The organism is Candidatus Epulonipiscium sp. (assembly GCA_012519205.1).
Classification (GTDB): Bacteria; Bacillota; Clostridia; order Lachnospirales; family Defluviitaleaceae; genus JAAYQR01.
Map to the genome: position 1 here is coordinate 70,857 of JAAYQR010000011.1, position 17,873 is coordinate 88,729.

The window sequence follows — 17,873 nt, forward strand, 5'->3', positions numbered from 1 at the left end:
TAGGACAAGGTATTTCGTTAGTGTGGTTTCTACATTATACTATTCTATACTATAATTTGCCTTAATTAAAGAATATATTATAAAATCTTTTACAGTTTTCGTGACAAATTTTAGGGGTGATTGCAATCACCCCTAAAATTTTTATATTTAACTTTTATCTATTAGTAGGATACCTTTCGAAAATGGTTAATATTCCTTCGAAGATTGCTTTCGCGGCATTTTGTCTAAATGAATCTGATCTAAGGAGATTAGCATCATCCTTATTGCTTAAAAATGCAACCTCAATTATCACCGCTGGCATTTTTGTTGTTCTAAGCACATAAAGTCCCGGACGTTCCTTAAGTCCCCTATCCTTCGTTCCTAATTGTTGTACAAGTACATTTTGGAAAATCTGTGCCATTTTTTTTCCTGAAAACTGTGCAGTTGTATCTAAATGGGTTGGAAAATATAGGGTTTCTGTTCCTTTATGTTCACTAGTAAAGGAATTATTATGCACACTTACAAATATATCCGCACCTATTTCATTTGCTAGTTTACTTCTATCTTCAAGGGATGGATAGGTATCGCTTGTCCTTGTATTATATACCTTAATATCCGGTCTGCTTGCAAGAAGGGCATTTAGTTTTAGGGTTATATCCAAATTAAGTTCTTTTTCAACTAACCCATTGCCCAAGGCACCAGGATCCTTCCCCCCATGACCTGCATCCAAAACCATAATTTTGCTATACTTTTCTGTCGGTTTAAGAATGGAAATAATGATATATTCTCCCTCATCTAAAACATCATAAGCAAAAACACTTTTTTGTATAAACTTAAATTCAGTTTTATTATTACTGTTTCTGCCTATTTGTATAGAATCTAGTTTACCATCTCCAAGATGAAAAACACCTTCACCATAAGTTAAATAATAATCCTCTGGCAAAATAATTTTGTAAATCCTATTCATATAGTCATCATCATGTTTAATTGTCTTTATATCAAAATCCTTTGATGGCTTTTTAATCATAACCTGAGTTTTATCCTGGTTTATATACTGAATATTTTTATAGGTTGGGGGTATTATTTGTACAGAAGTTTTGCCCTTACCTGATGATACTACTTCATATTCAGGCTGGTTATCAACATCCAGAACGATTCTATATGTATTACCATCAAACCGTGCAGTTCTAATACCCTTTACATATTGCCCCCTCACCAATTCTTCAATATCTTCTAGATTAGTTTCTATATAGGGAATATCAATTACCAAACGATTTGGATTGGTTAATCTAAGTACCTTTACATTAGGGTTTGTACTGCCGTATAAGGTAAGAACATCTCCTCTACTGTTTTGACTTAATTCAACCCTATTGAGGTTGGCCTTTTTCATTTCTAAAATAAAGCTCCTTCTATCGGATGCCATTCTAATATTATAATCTCCTTGATTTTTTAGGTCAAATACAACCCTAACTACCTTGGGGTTTGAACTGAATTGACTTGAACGTATGGATTTCACTGTATTGCTATTTTCCACTGTTATATTTGTTTGTGATAGCTTCATATTTGCATTGTCAATATCTATTACTATTTTATTACCTTCTAAAGCCATATGTTCTAGGAAAGTAATTGGGGAACTTGCGGATACCTTAAATTGGCTCCCCCCAGTGGTATCTAAGGATTGTATCCCTATAATATCTGTTGTTGGATTTTGCACCCTCTCAATAGATGGTGGTGTTTGCTCTTTAGAACTATCTGGTTTAGACTCCACTATAATCGGATTTGTTGCCAATTTTGTAGGCAACTTAGGAATATCCCGGTTAAAATCAGATTCTACCGGTATATCCGGGATAGGTGCATCCTTATCTGTTTCGTTGTTTGTTTCCTTATCTTCTATAGGTTTTTCTAATTCATTATTATTATTTTCACCCTCGGGCAAGTCAATCTTGACTATACGCTCACTTTTCATCCATTCAACATTAAATCCGATTGTTTCTGCAACAAATCGAATAGGAATCATAACCTTATTATTTATAATCTTAGGTGCCATGGGAATATTTTTGTCCTCGCCGTTAACCCAAGCTATATTGCTATTTGTTTTTAAAATAACTAGGGTGTCGTTCATTCCTGCATAGACCTCTTTAGTTTCAGGCTTCCATTCTACAACGGCTTCCATTGCTTCGAATACCTCACGGATAGGTACTAGAGTATTTCCATTAAAAACGATAGGGGGCATTTCTCCTTGTATATCCTTACCCCGTACTACTAATTGAATAGGTCTTTCTTTATAAATATGGGTTTGTCCGTCATATTCAAGAATCATTTCATTGGTTTCTCCAGCATAAACCATATTTACAAATAATAAATTAAAGATAAGTATTACCCCTAATATGTATGCCATTGGTTTTATTTTTTTCATTTTTCCCCTCCGCCACTTTACCTTAATTATGTCTAGTATCATGTTGATTTACATAAAAATTATATCAGAATTTAGCACTTTATTAAAGCAAATACGGAATTTGAAATGTTTTTGTAATATTAATGCTGTTTTAGAACAAACTATTCCTAGGAGGTGCTTTTTTGTGCTAGATATTAACTGCACTTATGACTGTCGTCATCAAACTTATGGAAAATGCACACTAAATACGGGCTCCAATGTATCTCAAGATATTGATGAAAATTTTTCTATGGATTGTCCATATTATGAGGCTTCTCAAAGGAAAAAAGACAACCCTGATGTGCAATACTATTCCTTCTCAAAAAAATAAGATGCACAAAATATCTATGTGCATCCCTTTTACTTAAATCATTTTTAAAAATTCCTCTTCTTTAATAATTGGAACCCCTAATTCTTTTGCCTTTTTATTTTTTGATGAGGTAGAATCGATATCATTATTAATTAAGTAATTTGTTTTCCCCGTTACTGCTGATGTTACCTTTCCTCCTAAAGATTCTACTTTTTCTTTTAATTCTTTCCTATTTTTATGAAATGCTACCTCCCCAGTGATAACAAATGTCAATCCTTCTAAAATTTGTTTTTCTTGTTTGCTTTTCGCTCCTTTTATTCTTAAAATTTCATTTAGTACTTTTATTCTTTTTTTATTTTCATCTTGATTAAAGTAGCTATATATGGAGTGGGTGATTATTTCCCCAAAGCCTGCTATATTTTTAAGTTCATCTACATCGGCTTTCATTATCTTCTCCAAGTCATAATTAAAATGCTTACAAAGTAATTTTGCATTGCTAAGACCCACCTGATTTAAACCTAGGGCATATATAAAATTGGGGAGTTCAACATCCTTAGATTTTTCAATCGAATGAATAAGATTTTGATAAGACCTTTCTCCGAAACCCTCCATATTCTTTATTTCTTTTTCATATGAATTCAAATCATAAATATCTTTAAAATCCTCTAAAAACCCTCTTTGTACAAATTTTTCAATGGTGGCTTCCGAAAAACCTTCTATATTCATAGCATCCCTAGATACATAATGGGTTAATATTTTTATCCTTTGAGCATGACAGTTGGGATTAGTGCAATATAGAGCTTTTCCCTCCCTAATCTTTCTAACTTCTGTTTCCCCTTTACATACTGGGCATTTTTCAGGAATTTCTATATTATTACTTTTAGTTAAGTTTTCTGCCACTTGGGGTATAATCATATTTGCCTTGTAAACTTTTATTATATCTCCTATGCCTAATTTGAGCTCCTCTAGTATGCTTAGATTATGCACGCTGGCACGATTTACAGTGGTTCCTTCTAGTTCTACACTTTCAAATATGGCTATGGGATTTATAAGACCGGTCCTTGAAGTATTCCACTGAATGTATAAAAGTTTAGTTTCTTTCATTTCATCCGCCCATTTGAATGCTATGGAATGCCTTGGGAATTTCGCTGTAGCCCCTAGGGATTCCGAATAGGCCAAACTGTCGTAAGTTAATACTAATCCATCGGATCCGAAATCATTATCTCCAATTTTTTCTTCAAATTGGTATACTGCTTTTTCTATATTCCCCCTAAACACTTCTTGATGTTCTACCACATCAAAACCTATATTTTTAAGCCAATCTAATTGCTTGAGCTTAGAATCTTTAAAATTCTGATGGTCTGCTGCAACCAAGCTAAAAGCAAAAAAATACACATTCCTTTTTGCCGTTATCTTATTGTTTAATTGTCTTACGCTACCACTACATAGATTCCTTGGATTTTTATACTGCTCTTCCGGTGGGAGTACCTCATTTATTTTTCTAAAATCCGAATACTTAATAACCGCTTCCCCTCTTATAATCAATTCCCCCTGAAAAGGTATAATTAGAGGTATATTTTTAAATACCTTTGCATTATTGGTTATGTCTTCTCCTATTTCACCATTCCCCCTAGTAACAGCTTGAAATAGCCTCCCATCCCTGTAGGTCAATACAATGGTAAGGCCATCCAATTTCCATGAAATGATTCCTCTTTGGTTGTCTAAAAAACTTTTAAGTTTTGAAATTTCCTTTGTCTTATCTAGGGAAAGCATCCTTTGTGTATGCCGTACCTTAGGTAGAGTACTAAGTAAAGTATAACCTATTTTTTGCGTTGGACTGTCTGCTAGGATTATGCCAGTCTCTTTTTCAAGATTTTCTAATTCATCATATAATCTATCATATTCTTGGTTAGACATTATTTCTTTATCTTCTTGATAATAAGCTCTGGAAGCCTCATTTAAAATTCGAATCAATTCTTTCATTTTTTCCATGACTTACCTCCAATAAACTAAACACACCTTGTTTTTCACTCTCTTCCAATATCATTCTTGCTATACCCAGTATGACAGTGAAAACTCAGAGTTATATTAGAAGACTTTGGATGACTTCATAGAAGTCTATCCCTATGATTTATAATACAACAATATATAAAAAAAATACAGACATCTGTCTGTATTTTATTTGCTTATGGACTTCCTTTCCATGTCATTAATAAAACGAAGTTTGTTTTGGGTCATATTTTTATACTGCTCTTTGGTAATCCTCCCCGATTCTAACAGGTTACCAGCAAAATCTATGAATCTTTTAGTAACCTCTATAAGCTTTACAATTTCTGAACTATTTTCGTTTTTCATGACATCCCACTTTCCCATTCTAAGATTATATCTATGGATTAGAACTTCATTTATTACCACAAATGATTTATGAACGTATTATATCACATTTTACTTTTTATTACAATTTTTCCATGTGTTTTAGTGGGCCATATTTTGTTATAGCTTGATATTATACTTATATATCTCAGTTTTCCTTATAATTTCTCTCTTTTCCTTCTATTTACTATTAAACCCCGCCTATTTTACTGCCTTTAATTTAGCCAGCCCTGCCATTAGCTTCTTCTGACCAAATTTGGGGAATGTAACGGTTACTTCATAATCTGCCCCTGCATAGGTAATATCTTCTACAGTACCTACACCAAATTTTATATGTTTTACTATATCTCCGCATTCATAATCCAGGGAAATCTTTTTAGGGGCCGCAGATGTTTCATTTAAGGATGCACCACCATAAGGTTTGTAATTTTCTAGAACCTTATTCCTAGCCCTTATACCTGCTAGAGGATCTGCAGACCTTTTGGGACTATTACCCATTTTTATAAGTTCCTTAGGTAGTTCCCCCACAAACCTGGATAAACGATTATACTGGGTAAGCCCCCTAAGCATTCTAGATTTGGCATGGCATAAATAAAGCTTTTCCTTCGCCCTAGTTATCCCTACATAGCACAGCCTTCTTTCTTCTTCTACTGCATCTTCTTTTTCTGATACTATACTCATATAACTTGGGAATACCCCTTCCTCGAGTCCCGTAATAAAAACATAAGGGAATTCAAGACCTTTAGCACTATGAAGTGTCATAAGCACTACTGCATTATTTTCCTCATTATAGTTGTCTATATCGGCAACTAGAGAAACTTCCTCTAAAAATCCTCCTAAGCTTGGTTCTTCTGCATTTTCATCATAATCTGCAGCTTTGGATATTAATTCTTTAATATTTTGTATTCTTTCATTAGATTCCTCAGTATTTTCATTTTCTAATTCCTTCAAATACCCAGTCCTATCTAGAATGGTTTCTATAAGTTCCATAACGGTGCCAATTTGTGCCTGCACCTGAAAACCACCCATTAAATCCGCAAAACTTTTTAATTTTGTGGCTGCTCGTCCAAATTGAGAAACTAACTCCCTATCCCTTATCACATTAAAGAAGTTAATATCATTTGCTAGTACATAATCTTCGACCTTACCTATAGTTGTATCTCCTATACCTCTTTTTGGTACATTAATAATTCTTTTTAGTGATAAGTCATCATCAGTATTCTGGATACTTCTTAGATACCCTAAAATATCCTTTATTTCTTTTCTTTCATAGAATCTTATTCCCCCCAATAACCTGTAAGGAATGCTGTGCTTAATAAGATGTTCTTCTAGTACACGGGATTGGGCATTAGTTCGGTATAAAATAGCAAAATCATTATACTCTCTTGCTTCCTCTTCAATTTGCTTAACGATTTCTGATGCAACAAAATCTGCTTCCTTATGTTCATTATCAGTTTGCCTAATCTCTATAGGATTGCCCTGTTCATTTTCTGTCCAAAGTGCCTTTTGTTTCCTTCCATAATTATTCTTTATAACAGCATTGGCTGCATCGAGGATAATTTTTGTAGAGCGATAATTTTGTTCCAATTTAATAACTTTGGCATCTTTAAAATCCTTTTCAAAGTCCAATATATTTCTTATATTGGCCCCTCTCCAGCCGTAGATACTTTGGTCATCATCCCCTACAACACATAGATTTCCGTGCTTGGAAGCTAAGGACTTAACCAGTTTATATTGCGCTGTATTAGTATCTTGGTATTCATCCACCATGATATATTCAAATCTATTTTGGTAATAATCCAAAACATCAGGATGATAAGTAAATAGTTCCACAGTCTTAAAAATAATATCATCAAAGTCCAAGGCATTATTACTTTCTAATTTCTTTTGATAAAGCTTGTAAATATGAGATATTTTTTCTCTTCTATAGTCCCCTCTAGATTGTTTGTCATATTCCTTGGCTGTTATCAGTTCATTTTTTTGGGAACTTATTTCTCCTAGGATACTACCTACTGGGAAGTTTTTTTCATTATAGTTCAATTCTTTTAAACATTCTCTTATGAGGGTTTTTTGGTCTGCAGTATCATAAATAGTAAAATAACGGTTATAACCTATTTTTTCAATATCCCGTCTTAAAATCCTTACGCAAGCAGAGTGAAAGGTACTAACCCATATCTCATCGGAGCCTTGTCCTACTAGGGTATCGACCCTTTCCCTCATTTCCTTAGCTGCCTTATTAGTAAATGTGATAGCAAGAATTTTCCATGGTAAAACATCTTCCTCCTGAATTAGGTAAGCTATTCTATGGGTTAAAACTCTTGTTTTTCCCGAACCCGCCCCTGCTAGTATCAATAAAGGCCCCTTTGTTTGTAATACTGCTTCTTTTTGTTTGTGATTTAATCCTTCAATCAAATTCATATATACTCTCCTTTTCTTATTCAAACAAAATCCTTTCCATTTACATGGAAAGGATTTATTACTGATTTCTTTCTTCTAATCTATCAAGAATCATGTTGTATCCATCTGAACCATAAGTTAGGGAGCGGTTAACCCTACTGATAGTTGCTGTAGATGCCCCTGTTTTTTCTGTAATTTCCGAATAAGTTTTGTGTTTTCTTAACATCTTCGCTACTTCCAGCCTTTGGGCTAAAGACTTTATTTCATTGATTGTACATATATCTTCGAAAAAGGAATAACATTCATCTATGTTCCTAAGCATTAATATTACCTCAAAAAGATGGTCCGTTAACTCATCTTTAATCTTGCTAACCATTAAATTACTCCTTTCATACTTACTCCTCTTTAATATTTTACAGTATGAAAGCATCTAAAGTCAAGCTATATAAAGAACTAGTAAACGTACATCACTTTAAAAACCCTTTTAATAATTCTACAGAAGTATTAATAACTAAATCCTTTGAAACACCTAATTCATCTATAAGTTCTTTGGCATATTTAAAATTTCCTACATCAAAAGATATATGGGCATCGCTACCAATAATAAAAGGTACATCTTTTTTCAGGCATTCTATCATTATATCTTTAACAATCCTAGCCCCCCCAGCCCTAAAGCTTCCGGGCCTTAAGGAACTATTATTGATTTCAAGAAGAGTATTGTACTCCTTTGAAGCTTCTACTACTGCTTTTATATCAATGGGATACCGTGGATCCCCTGGATGTCCTATGATATCGATATTAGGATTTTCCATAACTTTAAGTAAAGCATTAGTGTTCTCACGGATATTCCCAGGATTAATACAAGGTGGATGAAAACTTGCTATAACAATATCAAGGTATCTTAGTGTGTCTTCATCTAAATCTACGCTACCTTCATAATCAATAATATTTACCTCTGCTCCCTTTAAAATCTCCACCCCATATATCTTCTTGGGAAGGACTGCCATATTGTGAAAATGAAATAAATGGGCACCTCCAGGCATTTTATCTGAATGATCTGTAATAGCTATAAGTTCGAAGTTCTTTTCCGCTGCTTCTTTAGCCATTTCCTGTACCGTACTATAAGCATGACCACTGGCTACTGTATGACAATGGGTATCTAAAACAAATTTCATTAAGTCCATCTCCTTGTAATCTTATAGGGTCTTATATTTAAAATATTATTTTTATTGTATCATATTCATTTTTTATTGCAAATCATTCATGTGTAATACCTATGTCACTATTTAATCCGCTTTTAAGTCTTTAAATTTTGTTCCCCATGTTTCTTGTATTTCTTTATATTATAAGCTCAATCAAAATTCTTCCCTAATATTTTATATAACAACTTTATTTCGACCCTTACTTTTCGCTTGGTATAATTTATCATCTACGCATTTAAGAACATCAGTTGCTGTTAAATCGTTATTTTTAATTGTACATAATCCAAAGGATGCCGTTATGCTTACCTTCTTATTATCAATAATTATTTTTGACTTCTCAATAGTTTTTCTTATTCTTTCTAAAACCCTATACGCTTTTTTATTATTAGTATTTGGTAAACAAATTAAAAATTCTTCTCCTCCATATCTGCCTACCCAATCTCCCTCATATCTAATAGATTGTAATAGCATCCTTGCCACTTTTTTAATAACAATATCCCCTGCACCGTGACCATAGGTATCATTTACCTTTTTAAAATAATCTATATCCATTATAGCAATAGATAGAGGTATTCTACTTGAACATCTTTCAATTTCCCTAGGTAACATCTCATCAATATATCTCCTGTTATAAATGTTGGTTAGGGGGTCCTTCATTATGAGGGCATTTATATCTTGTATCATGTTACGAAGTTCATGCTCACGGCTTTGCCCCATATTAAATGTTTCAAGGACTATGCCTTCGGTAATATCTTTTATTAATTCTAGGGCTATTATTTCATTATCACTTTCTATAGGTACAATGAATATTAAAAAAACCCTTTCTCCATTATGCTGTATCTTAACTAAGTTTTCTTGACTTTCCAGTGCCCTCTTAAGTATGCAATCCTTGCACTCCCTGTTATCTAGGCAATAGGGATAACAGTTAACATTATCTGGCACCTTCATTTCCTTGTATTTAATAACCTTCTTTTTAGTTGGATTAATAATTCGTACAATATCAAAGATTCTTTTATAAACTTCTATTTGTTGCAGAATATCGTATTCTATTAATTCTTTCATATAAGTAAGTTCCCCCTTTAAAATGGTCTTCACTTTATAACTATATCAGAATAAGTCTTTTGTAGTATTTAGTTTTTATTCATAATTATTATTAGAGCTATATTAATTCATTTATTTATAAAAAACAACTTAATTCTTATTCTAATTGTGTTTTTCTACTAGTAATTAATTCCATCAAAAATAAAAGTACTGTTTCTAGTACTTAATATTATATTGGCATATCTAAAAAGATTTATTCAGTATAGATTTGTAAAAAATGAAAAACCGCCAAATTCAGTGCTTTATAACATTGAATTTGACGGTTTATATACTAATGTCTAAAATGTCTCATTCCTGTGAATACCATGGCTATTCCATATTTATCACAGGCATCTATGGATTCTTGGTCCCTTAGGGAACCTCCCGGCTGGATTATTGCTGTTATTCCTATTTTTGCTGCTTCTTCAACACAATCTGGAAATGGAAAGAAAGCATCAGAGGCAAGACTTGCCCCTTTTAATTTATCTGCTCCTAATTGCTCTATGCAATGGTCTATTGCCTGCTTACAAGCCCAGATTCTATTGACCTGTCCAGGTCCTACCCCTAGGGACTGTTTATCTTTAGCTATGGCTATACCATTGGATTTTGCATATTTTACTATTTTCCAAGCAAAAAGTAAGTCTTCCATCTCTTTTTCTGTCGGTTTTTTCTTGGTTACTATCTTTGGCTCTTCTTCTGGAAGAAGTACATTATCTATATCTTGTATTAATAATCCACCTGCTACTTTCTTTAAATCATAGGAGCCTTTTGGCTGTTTAACTGTAATATCATCAAGTCTTAGGATTCTAAGATTTTTCTTTTTAGTCAATACTTCTAAAGCTTCACTACTATATTTTGGGGCAACAATAATCTCTATAAAAATCTTATTCATTTCTATAGCTGTTTTTTCATCGATTTCACGATTTGCCACTACTATGCCCCCAAATATAGAAACTGGGTCCGAAGTATAGGCTGTCATATATGCATCATAAATATTATTACCACTGCCTACACCACAGGGATTTGCATGTTTACACGCAACAACCGTAGGTTCTTCGAATTCTTTAAGAAGTTCTAGAGCCCCATTTGTATCATTAATATTATTAAAAGAAAGTTCTTTACCGTGAAGCTGAGTAGCCGAACTTAAACACCCTGTGTTTTTTCCTATTTCTTTATAAAAAGCTGCCTTTTGGTGAGGATTTTCTCCATATCTCATATCCTGAACCTTTTCAAAGGTTAGGCTTAAAGTATCTGGGAAGCCTTCACCTTCCCTTTGTTTTCTGAGGTAGTTCGCAATAAGGGTATCATAGCTTGATGTATGTTCAAACACCTTAGAGGATAAATAGAACTTAGTATTTTTTGATACCTCACCTTTTTCTTTAAGTTCATCTAAAACCCTATCATAATCCTTAGGGTCTACTATAACCGCTACATCTTGATAATTCTTTGCAGCAGAACGAAGCATTGTAGGACCACCTATATCAATATTTTCAATGGCATCTTCTAAAGTTACACCATCTTTTAAAATAGTTTGTTTAAAGGGGTATAAATTCACAACTACCATATCTATAGGGGTTATATCTAATTCTTCTAATTGACTTACATGTTCTTTCTTGCTTCTCATAGCAAGAAGGCCTGCATGAATATTAGGATGAAGGGTCTTTACCCTACCATCTAGGCATTCTGGAAACCCCGTTATTTCAGAAATACCGATAACCTTAATTCCTGCATCGGAAATAGCTTTAGCTGTTCCCCCGGTAGATACAATTTCAAAACCTAGCTCACTAATTTTTTTTGCAAATTCTATAACTCCTGTTTTGTCTGAAACACTAATTAATGCTCTTTTCATACTATATATCCTCCTTAATTTTATAATTTACCATGGAAACTCCTACTAATTACTTCTTGCTGCTGCTCTTTGCTTAATTTGTGGAAATTAACCGCATAACCGGATACCCTAATTGTTAGATTGGGATGCTTTTCCGGGTGCTCCATAGCTTCTATCAATTTTTCCCTATTGATTACATTGACATTAAGATGATGAGCATTTTGAATAAAATAGCCCTCTAGAATACCTACTAAATTGTTGATTTGTTCGTCTTTTGCCTTCCCTAAAGTAGTTGGTTCTATACTAAGGGTACAGGATATACCATCCTTACAGGCCTCATAAGGAAGTTTTGCTACAGAGTTAAGGGAGGCTAGTGCTCCTTTTTTATCCCTATTATGCATAGGATTAGCCCCTGGAGCAAAGGGTTCCCCCATTTTTCTTCCATCGGGGGTATTTCCCGTTTTCTTTCCATATACCACATTAGAAGTTATTGTTAATATAGATAGGGTATGCTTTGCTCCTCTATAGGATGGAACCTTAGAAAGTTCATTATTAAATTCGACAACCAAATCCCTAGCAATATTGTCTACCCTTTCATCATCGTTACCATATTTAGGAAAATCCCCTTCCATCGTAAAATCGATTATCATTCCTTTTTCATCTCGAATAGGATGGACTTTGGCATGTTTTATAGCACTTAAAGAATCTGCTACTACCGATAGACCGGCTACTCCAAAAGCCATAAATCTTCCTACCTCGGTATCATGAAGTGCCATCTGCAACTTTTCATAAGCGTATTTATCATGCATATAATGAATGACATTCATAGTATTAACATAAAGGTTGCAAAGCCAGTGGCTATAATATGAAAATCTTTTCACTACTTCTTCATACTCTAATGTATCTCCTAAGATAGGTTCCATATATGGGCCTACCTGCTCCTTACTTATTTCATCTTTTCCCCCATTAAGACTCATTAAAAGTACCTTAGGAAGATTGCATCTAGCCCCAAAAAACTGCATTTGTTTTCCTATTTTCATGGCAGATACACAGCAGGCAATCCCGTAGTCATCCCCATAGCTTGTTCGCATTATATCATCATTTTCATATTGTATGGAATCTGTTTCAACAGAAACTTTGGCACAATATTTTTTAAATTCTAAAGGCAGCCCGTTAGCCCAAAGCACAGTTAGATTAGGTTCCGGAGCAGGACCTAAGGTATATAAAGTATTAAGGAATCTATAAGAGGATTTGGTTACTAATGTCCTTCCGTCTTCTCCCATACCCCCAAGGGATTCTGTAATCCAAAGAGGATCACCTGCAAATAATTCGTTATACTCTGGGGTTCTAAGTACTCTTGCCATCCTAAGTTTTAAAATAAAATCATCTATTATTTCTTGTATTTCTATTTCTGTAAAAGTACCTTCTTTTAAATCCCTTTCGAAATATATGTCTAGGAATGTACTTACCCGCCCTAGAGACATAGCGGCTCCATTTTGTTCCTTTATGGCCCCCAGATATCCAAAATATAGCCATTGCACTGCTTCTTTTGAGTTATGGGCGGGTTTTGATATATCCACCTCATAAAGTAGTGCCATCTTCTTTAATTTGTCTAAAAAATCAATTTGACGATATATCTCTTCGGAAAGTCTAATATTCTCATCAGTCATCGCCTTTTTGGCAATATTTTTCTTGTCCTTTTTCTTTTCCTCTATTAAAAAATCTACGCCATACAGGGGAATTCTCCTATAATCCCCTATAATTCTTCCCCTACCATAGGCATCGGGAAGACCTGTTATAATTCCATGCCTTCTTACTTTACGCATTTCATCACTATAAACCCTAAATACTCCATCATTATGAGTAGTTCTATAAGCAAAATGTTCCTCTATATTCCTATCTAATTTATACCCATAAGCTTCACAGGCCTGTCTCGTCATACGGATACCCCCAAAGGGATTTACCCCTCTTCTTAAAGGTCTGTTAGTTTGAAATCCTACTATTATTTCTTTTTCTTTTTCAAGATATCCTGGAGCATATGTAAGTAGGGACGATACTGTAGAAGTATCGATATCTAACACTCCACCCCACTCAGATTCCAATCTACATAAATCGTTATATTTTTTTAAAAGCTCCCTTGTTCTATCTGTAGCCCCCTCTAGAAAACCATCATTACCTTCATAGGGTGTATAATTTTTTTGTATGAAATCCCGCACATTGATTTCTTTTTCCCATACTCCTTTTCTAAAACTTCTCCATTGATTTACTTCCATCTTTTCGCCTCCTTTTAATATAAAAAAACCGCCTGAACAAACAGGCTTAATATAGTCTGTTTGCCCAGGCGGTCGGCGAGTTTTCCCTGTATTTCCCGTGGGTTATCCCACTATCCGCCAGTCATACAAGGATTATTCGTTTTGCTTAGAAAATATATTTTAAAATAAACAAAGCTGCTATAATGTACATTACCATATGAACATTTTTACCCTTACCAGTGATAAGTTTAAGAAGTACATAAGATATTACTCCAAAAACTAAACCTTCAGAAATACTATAAGCTAAAGGCATCATGATGATTGTTAAAAATGCTGGAAGTCCCTCTGTGTAATCTGTAAAATTAATTTTAGTTACAGATTCCATCATAAACAGCCCTACAATAATCAGTACCGGTGCTGTTGCAAAGGAAGGAATGACCATTATAATTGGTGTAAAGATTAAAGCAACTGCAAATAATACCGCGGTGGTTAGGGAAGTTAATCCGGTCCTACCGCCATCAGCAACCCCAGAAGCACTTTCTACATAAGTTGTAACAGTGGAAGTACCAAGGATAGCTCCTCCTACTGTACCAATAGCATCTGCAAGAAGGGCTTCTTTTACTTTCGGCAGCTTTCCATCTTTGTCCAAAAATCCTGCTTTACTAGATACCCCTATTAAAGTTCCAATGGTATCAAATATATCTACAAACAGAAAAGAAAAAATAACAACTATAAAATCCAATGTAATCACTTTAGAAAAAGAAAACTTAGCAAAGGTCGGTGCTACACTTGGCGGTGCAGATATAATTCCTTCAGGAATCAAACTAAACATACCAATTTCAGGGTTTACAACATACAATCCTGTAAGTTGGCAAACCAATCCAAGAACATAAGTGCCAAGTATTCCCCAAAGCAGAGCCCCTTTTACTTTTTTGATTACTAATGTGGCAGTTAAAATAAGCCCAACTAAAGCCAATACCACAGTAATGCTTTTAACATTTCCCAAGGTAACAAGAGTTGCCTGTTCTGATACGATAATACCTGCATTTTGAAAACCTATAAAGGTAATAAATAATCCTATCCCAACACTTACTGCATATTTCATATTTTGAGGAATAGCATCAAAAATGGCTTCACGAACATTAACAAGGCTCAAAAGAATGAATACAATCCCTTCGATAAGTATTGCTGTTAGTGCCATTTCCCAACCATAAACCGAGGCAACACTAAAGGCAAAGAAAGCATTAAGTCCCATCCCCGGTGCCAGGGCAAACGGATAGTTTGCAAGTAACGCCATCATAAGGGTACCTAGGGCTGCTCCTAGGGCTGTTGCTGTTAAAACAGCTCCCTTTTCCATTCCTGTTGTGCTTAAAATATCAGGGTTAACCACTAAGATATATGCCATGGTCATAAATGTTGTAATCCCAGCAAGAACTTCCGTTTTTACATCTGTGTTGTGCTGACTTAACTTGAATACCTTTTCTAATAAACCATTGCTTTGAGGCCCCTTTTTTGCTTTTGATTGTGCCATTTTAAATATCCTCCCTTAAACAATTTAAATTGAAAAAGCAAATAGTCAAACTCCATAAACTAAAAAATTCACAGGTTGTCTTGGACTTTTCTCTAGACTTCCATATGTGAATATAGTTTATATTTATTACAAAATTATTGTATCAAATTTAAGCATTTCTTGTCAATGGTTTCTCGAACTTTTTACTGAATGCCTTTATTAATGTTCGGCATTAATGATAGCACCCTGAGATTTACCTTTTGCAATATCTACAGATGCGGAGGCACCTATTCGGTTTGCCCCTGCCCTTATTAGGGCTTCGGCATCTTCTTTAGTCTTTATTCCTCCTGAGGCCTTAACCCCCATGGTATCCCCTACGGTCTTTCTCATTAATACTATATCATCTCTTATAGCGCCTCCCCCTAAAAAACCCGTGGAAGTTTTTACAAAATCCGCTCCTGCTTCTTTGGCTAATAGACAAGCCTTTTGCTTTTCCCCATCGGTTAAAAGAGAGGTTTCTATAATAACTTTTACTATGGCTCTATCCTTAACAGCATGAACTACAGCCTTAATATCATCTCTTACAAAGTCATATTTCTTATCCTTTAGGGCCCCTATATTTATTACCATATCTACATCTGTAGCCCCATTTTCTACAGCATCCTTAGCTTCCAATGCCTTCATACCAGTAATCATAGCCCCTAAGGGAAATCCTATTACTGTGGTTATGCCTATGTCACTATCTTGAAGTAAATGCTTTGCCATGGGAACGTAACAAGGATTTACACAAACTGTAGCAAATCCATATTCAATAGCCTCCTTACATAATTTCTTAATGTCCTCTTCCCTAGTATCTGGCCTTAACATTGTATGGTCAATCATTGTAGCTAACTTTTCATTTATCATTACAATACCTCCTATAATTATGTAAAAAGTTTATATATATATGGTTTCAATAATTATAAATATATATTCACTCATGTATTCTGAATTTCTTATAAGTGTTAATAAGATTATATGCTTTGATATTCCAGTAGGATTTATCTCTTTGACTATATAATATATATCATAATCCTCCATATTACCAAAATCAACTATATCTTTTAACATACAATATTCTCTAAACTAACCTCCATAAAAATAGCCCTTTATTAGTATTATCTTCTTGCCGTCCTTAATATCAAATTCATAAATATATTATTGATTTATGATGTTCTTTGAATATTAAAAAGCTTAAAATTCATATTGACAACTAAATTTTTTTATGATATATTGCAAGCTACAATTAAATTGTGAAGTACAAATCATGAGTAAGTATTTAGTGAGGTTGGGCATGTAAGTCTTAATATAATTCATCCATAGGACTTGTAGGTGTTAATTCAAGCTAAATCATAAAACCGAAATTGTTTTGGAAAAACTTTAATTAGGTAGAACTGGGGTTTATTCAGGATCAACTTATAAATAAGGTGGTCATGAATTAGACTATGCAAATGGTTTAATGTGAGCCATAAAGGCGAAACTTAAGCACTCTAACTCTACGTATTAGCGATAATACTAGAGTTAGGGTGCTTTTTGTTTTAATCCAGTAAAAAAAGAAAATCAGGAGGAAAAAGGGGTATGAAGTTAAAAAAATTTTTAGGGATAATGGTATCTATATCATTGCTTATGGGGGTTGTAGGATGTGCAAATACCGAAAATACATTAGGTGCAACTGAAAATAAAAGTGTAATTAATCTAGGTGTTACACCCTACCCACATATAGACCTTATAACTGAAATACTTGAATTATCCTTAGGAGAGTTAGGTTATGAAACAGAAAGAGTTGAAGGTGATGTAGGTTTTATGTATCTAGGAATGTCCCAAGGCGATATAGATATCTATCCAGATGGATGGTTACCAATTTTACACGGTAACTATATCGATAAATACGGCGATAGACTAGAAGTCGGTAACACGATATATGAACAAGTTACCATGGGAATAGTTGTTCCTACCTATGTGGATATTAACTCCATCCAAGAACTTAAGGATAATGCAGAAATATTTGATAATAAAATAGTTGGTATCGAACCTAGCGCTGGTATCATGTTAACAGCTTCAGAAACAATAGATGCTTATGGAATGGATAATATCGAATTATTAGAAGGAAGTACCCCTGCTATGCTAGCAGAAGTAGATAATGCTGTTAGAGCAGAAGAACCTATAGCATTTTTGGGTTGGAGACCCCATATTATGTTTTCTGAATATGACCTTAAGGTATTAGAAGATGATATGGATATTTGGGATTTTGATGATGTTCGTTCCGTTATGAACCCAGAACTAAAAGAAAAATCACCAGAGGCATATGAACTTATACAAAATTTCAAAATTAGTATAGATGATATAGAAGACATATTATTTAAACTAGAACAAGGTGAAAACTCCTTAGAAGAATTATCTGCTGAGTGGTTAGCAAATAATAGGGGATTTCTTGATGAAATATTAGAACAAGGGGTGGCATCTAAATAA

At 34.0% G+C, this 17,873-nt stretch carries 13 protein-coding genes; 2 read left to right on the plus strand and 11 right to left on the minus strand.

Annotated elements, in window-relative coordinates; all coding sequences use genetic code 11:
- Positions 1-154: 154 nt before the first annotated feature.
- A complete protein-coding gene (locus GX308_03510; protein NLK21154.1) occupies positions 155-2,395 on the minus strand; it encodes an AMIN domain-containing protein in 2,241 nt (746 codons plus the stop codon).
- Positions 2,396-2,558: 163 nt separating this feature from the next.
- On the opposite strand from GX308_03510, the gene GX308_03515 reads away from it, so the two are divergent.
- Positions 2,559-2,744 (plus strand): hypothetical protein, encoded by a 186-nt coding sequence (locus GX308_03515; GenBank protein NLK21155.1) that lies wholly within the window; start codon positions 2,559-2,561, stop codon positions 2,742-2,744.
- A gap of 33 nt (positions 2,745-2,777) precedes the next feature.
- Here GX308_03515 and ligA read toward each other — a convergent pair whose 3' ends face one another.
- The 10 genes from ligA to deoC form a co-directional block, all read right to left on the minus strand.
- Positions 2,778-4,715, minus strand: coding sequence for an NAD-dependent DNA ligase LigA (gene ligA / locus GX308_03520; protein NLK21156.1), 1,938 nt, complete (start codon positions 4,713-4,715; stop codon positions 2,778-2,780).
- A gap of 186 nt (positions 4,716-4,901) precedes the next feature.
- Complete coding sequence (locus GX308_03525; GenBank protein ID NLK21157.1) at positions 4,902-5,078, minus strand: hypothetical protein; 177 nt, start codon at positions 5,076-5,078, stop codon at positions 4,902-4,904.
- Positions 5,079-5,297: 219 nt separating this feature from the next.
- Positions 5,298-7,514, minus strand: coding sequence for a DNA helicase PcrA (gene pcrA, locus GX308_03530; GenBank protein ID NLK21158.1), 2,217 nt, complete (start codon positions 7,512-7,514; stop codon positions 5,298-5,300).
- 58 nt (positions 7,515-7,572) lie between these two features.
- Positions 7,573-7,869 carry a hypothetical protein gene (locus tag GX308_03535; protein ID NLK21159.1) on the minus strand — a complete coding sequence of 99 codons (297 nt, stop codon included), beginning with the start codon at positions 7,867-7,869 and terminating at the stop codon, positions 7,573-7,575.
- Positions 7,870-7,960: 91 nt separating this feature from the next.
- A complete protein-coding gene (locus tag GX308_03540; protein NLK21160.1) occupies positions 7,961-8,668 on the minus strand; it encodes a phosphatase in 708 nt (235 codons plus the stop codon).
- Between the two features lie 201 nt (positions 8,669-8,869).
- Positions 8,870-9,757, minus strand: a complete 888-nt coding sequence (locus GX308_03545; GenBank protein ID NLK21161.1) for a GGDEF domain-containing protein — start codon at positions 9,755-9,757, stop codon at positions 8,870-8,872.
- Between the two features lie 310 nt (positions 9,758-10,067).
- A complete protein-coding gene (purH, locus tag GX308_03550) occupies positions 10,068-11,624 on the minus strand; it encodes a bifunctional phosphoribosylaminoimidazolecarboxamide formyltransferase/IMP cyclohydrolase (protein NLK21162.1) in 1,557 nt (518 codons plus the stop codon).
- Positions 11,625-11,644: 20 nt separating this feature from the next.
- Positions 11,645-13,876 (minus strand): formate C-acetyltransferase, encoded by a 2,232-nt coding sequence (gene pflB, locus GX308_03555; protein ID NLK21163.1) that lies wholly within the window; start codon positions 13,874-13,876, stop codon positions 11,645-11,647.
- A 145-nt stretch (positions 13,877-14,021) separates the two neighbouring features.
- A complete protein-coding gene (locus GX308_03560) occupies positions 14,022-15,386 on the minus strand; it encodes an NCS2 family permease (GenBank protein ID NLK21164.1) in 1,365 nt (454 codons plus the stop codon).
- Positions 15,387-15,584: 198 nt separating this feature from the next.
- Entirely contained in the window at positions 15,585-16,271 is a 687-nt protein-coding gene (gene deoC / locus GX308_03565; GenBank protein ID NLK21165.1) for a deoxyribose-phosphate aldolase, read from the minus strand.
- Between the two features lie 711 nt (positions 16,272-16,982).
- Between deoC and GX308_03570 the strand changes: the two genes are divergently transcribed.
- The gene (locus GX308_03570; GenBank protein ID NLK21166.1) at positions 16,983-17,873 is read left to right on the plus strand and encodes a glycine betaine ABC transporter substrate-binding protein; all 891 of its coding nucleotides are present in this window, start codon (positions 16,983-16,985) and stop codon (positions 17,871-17,873) included.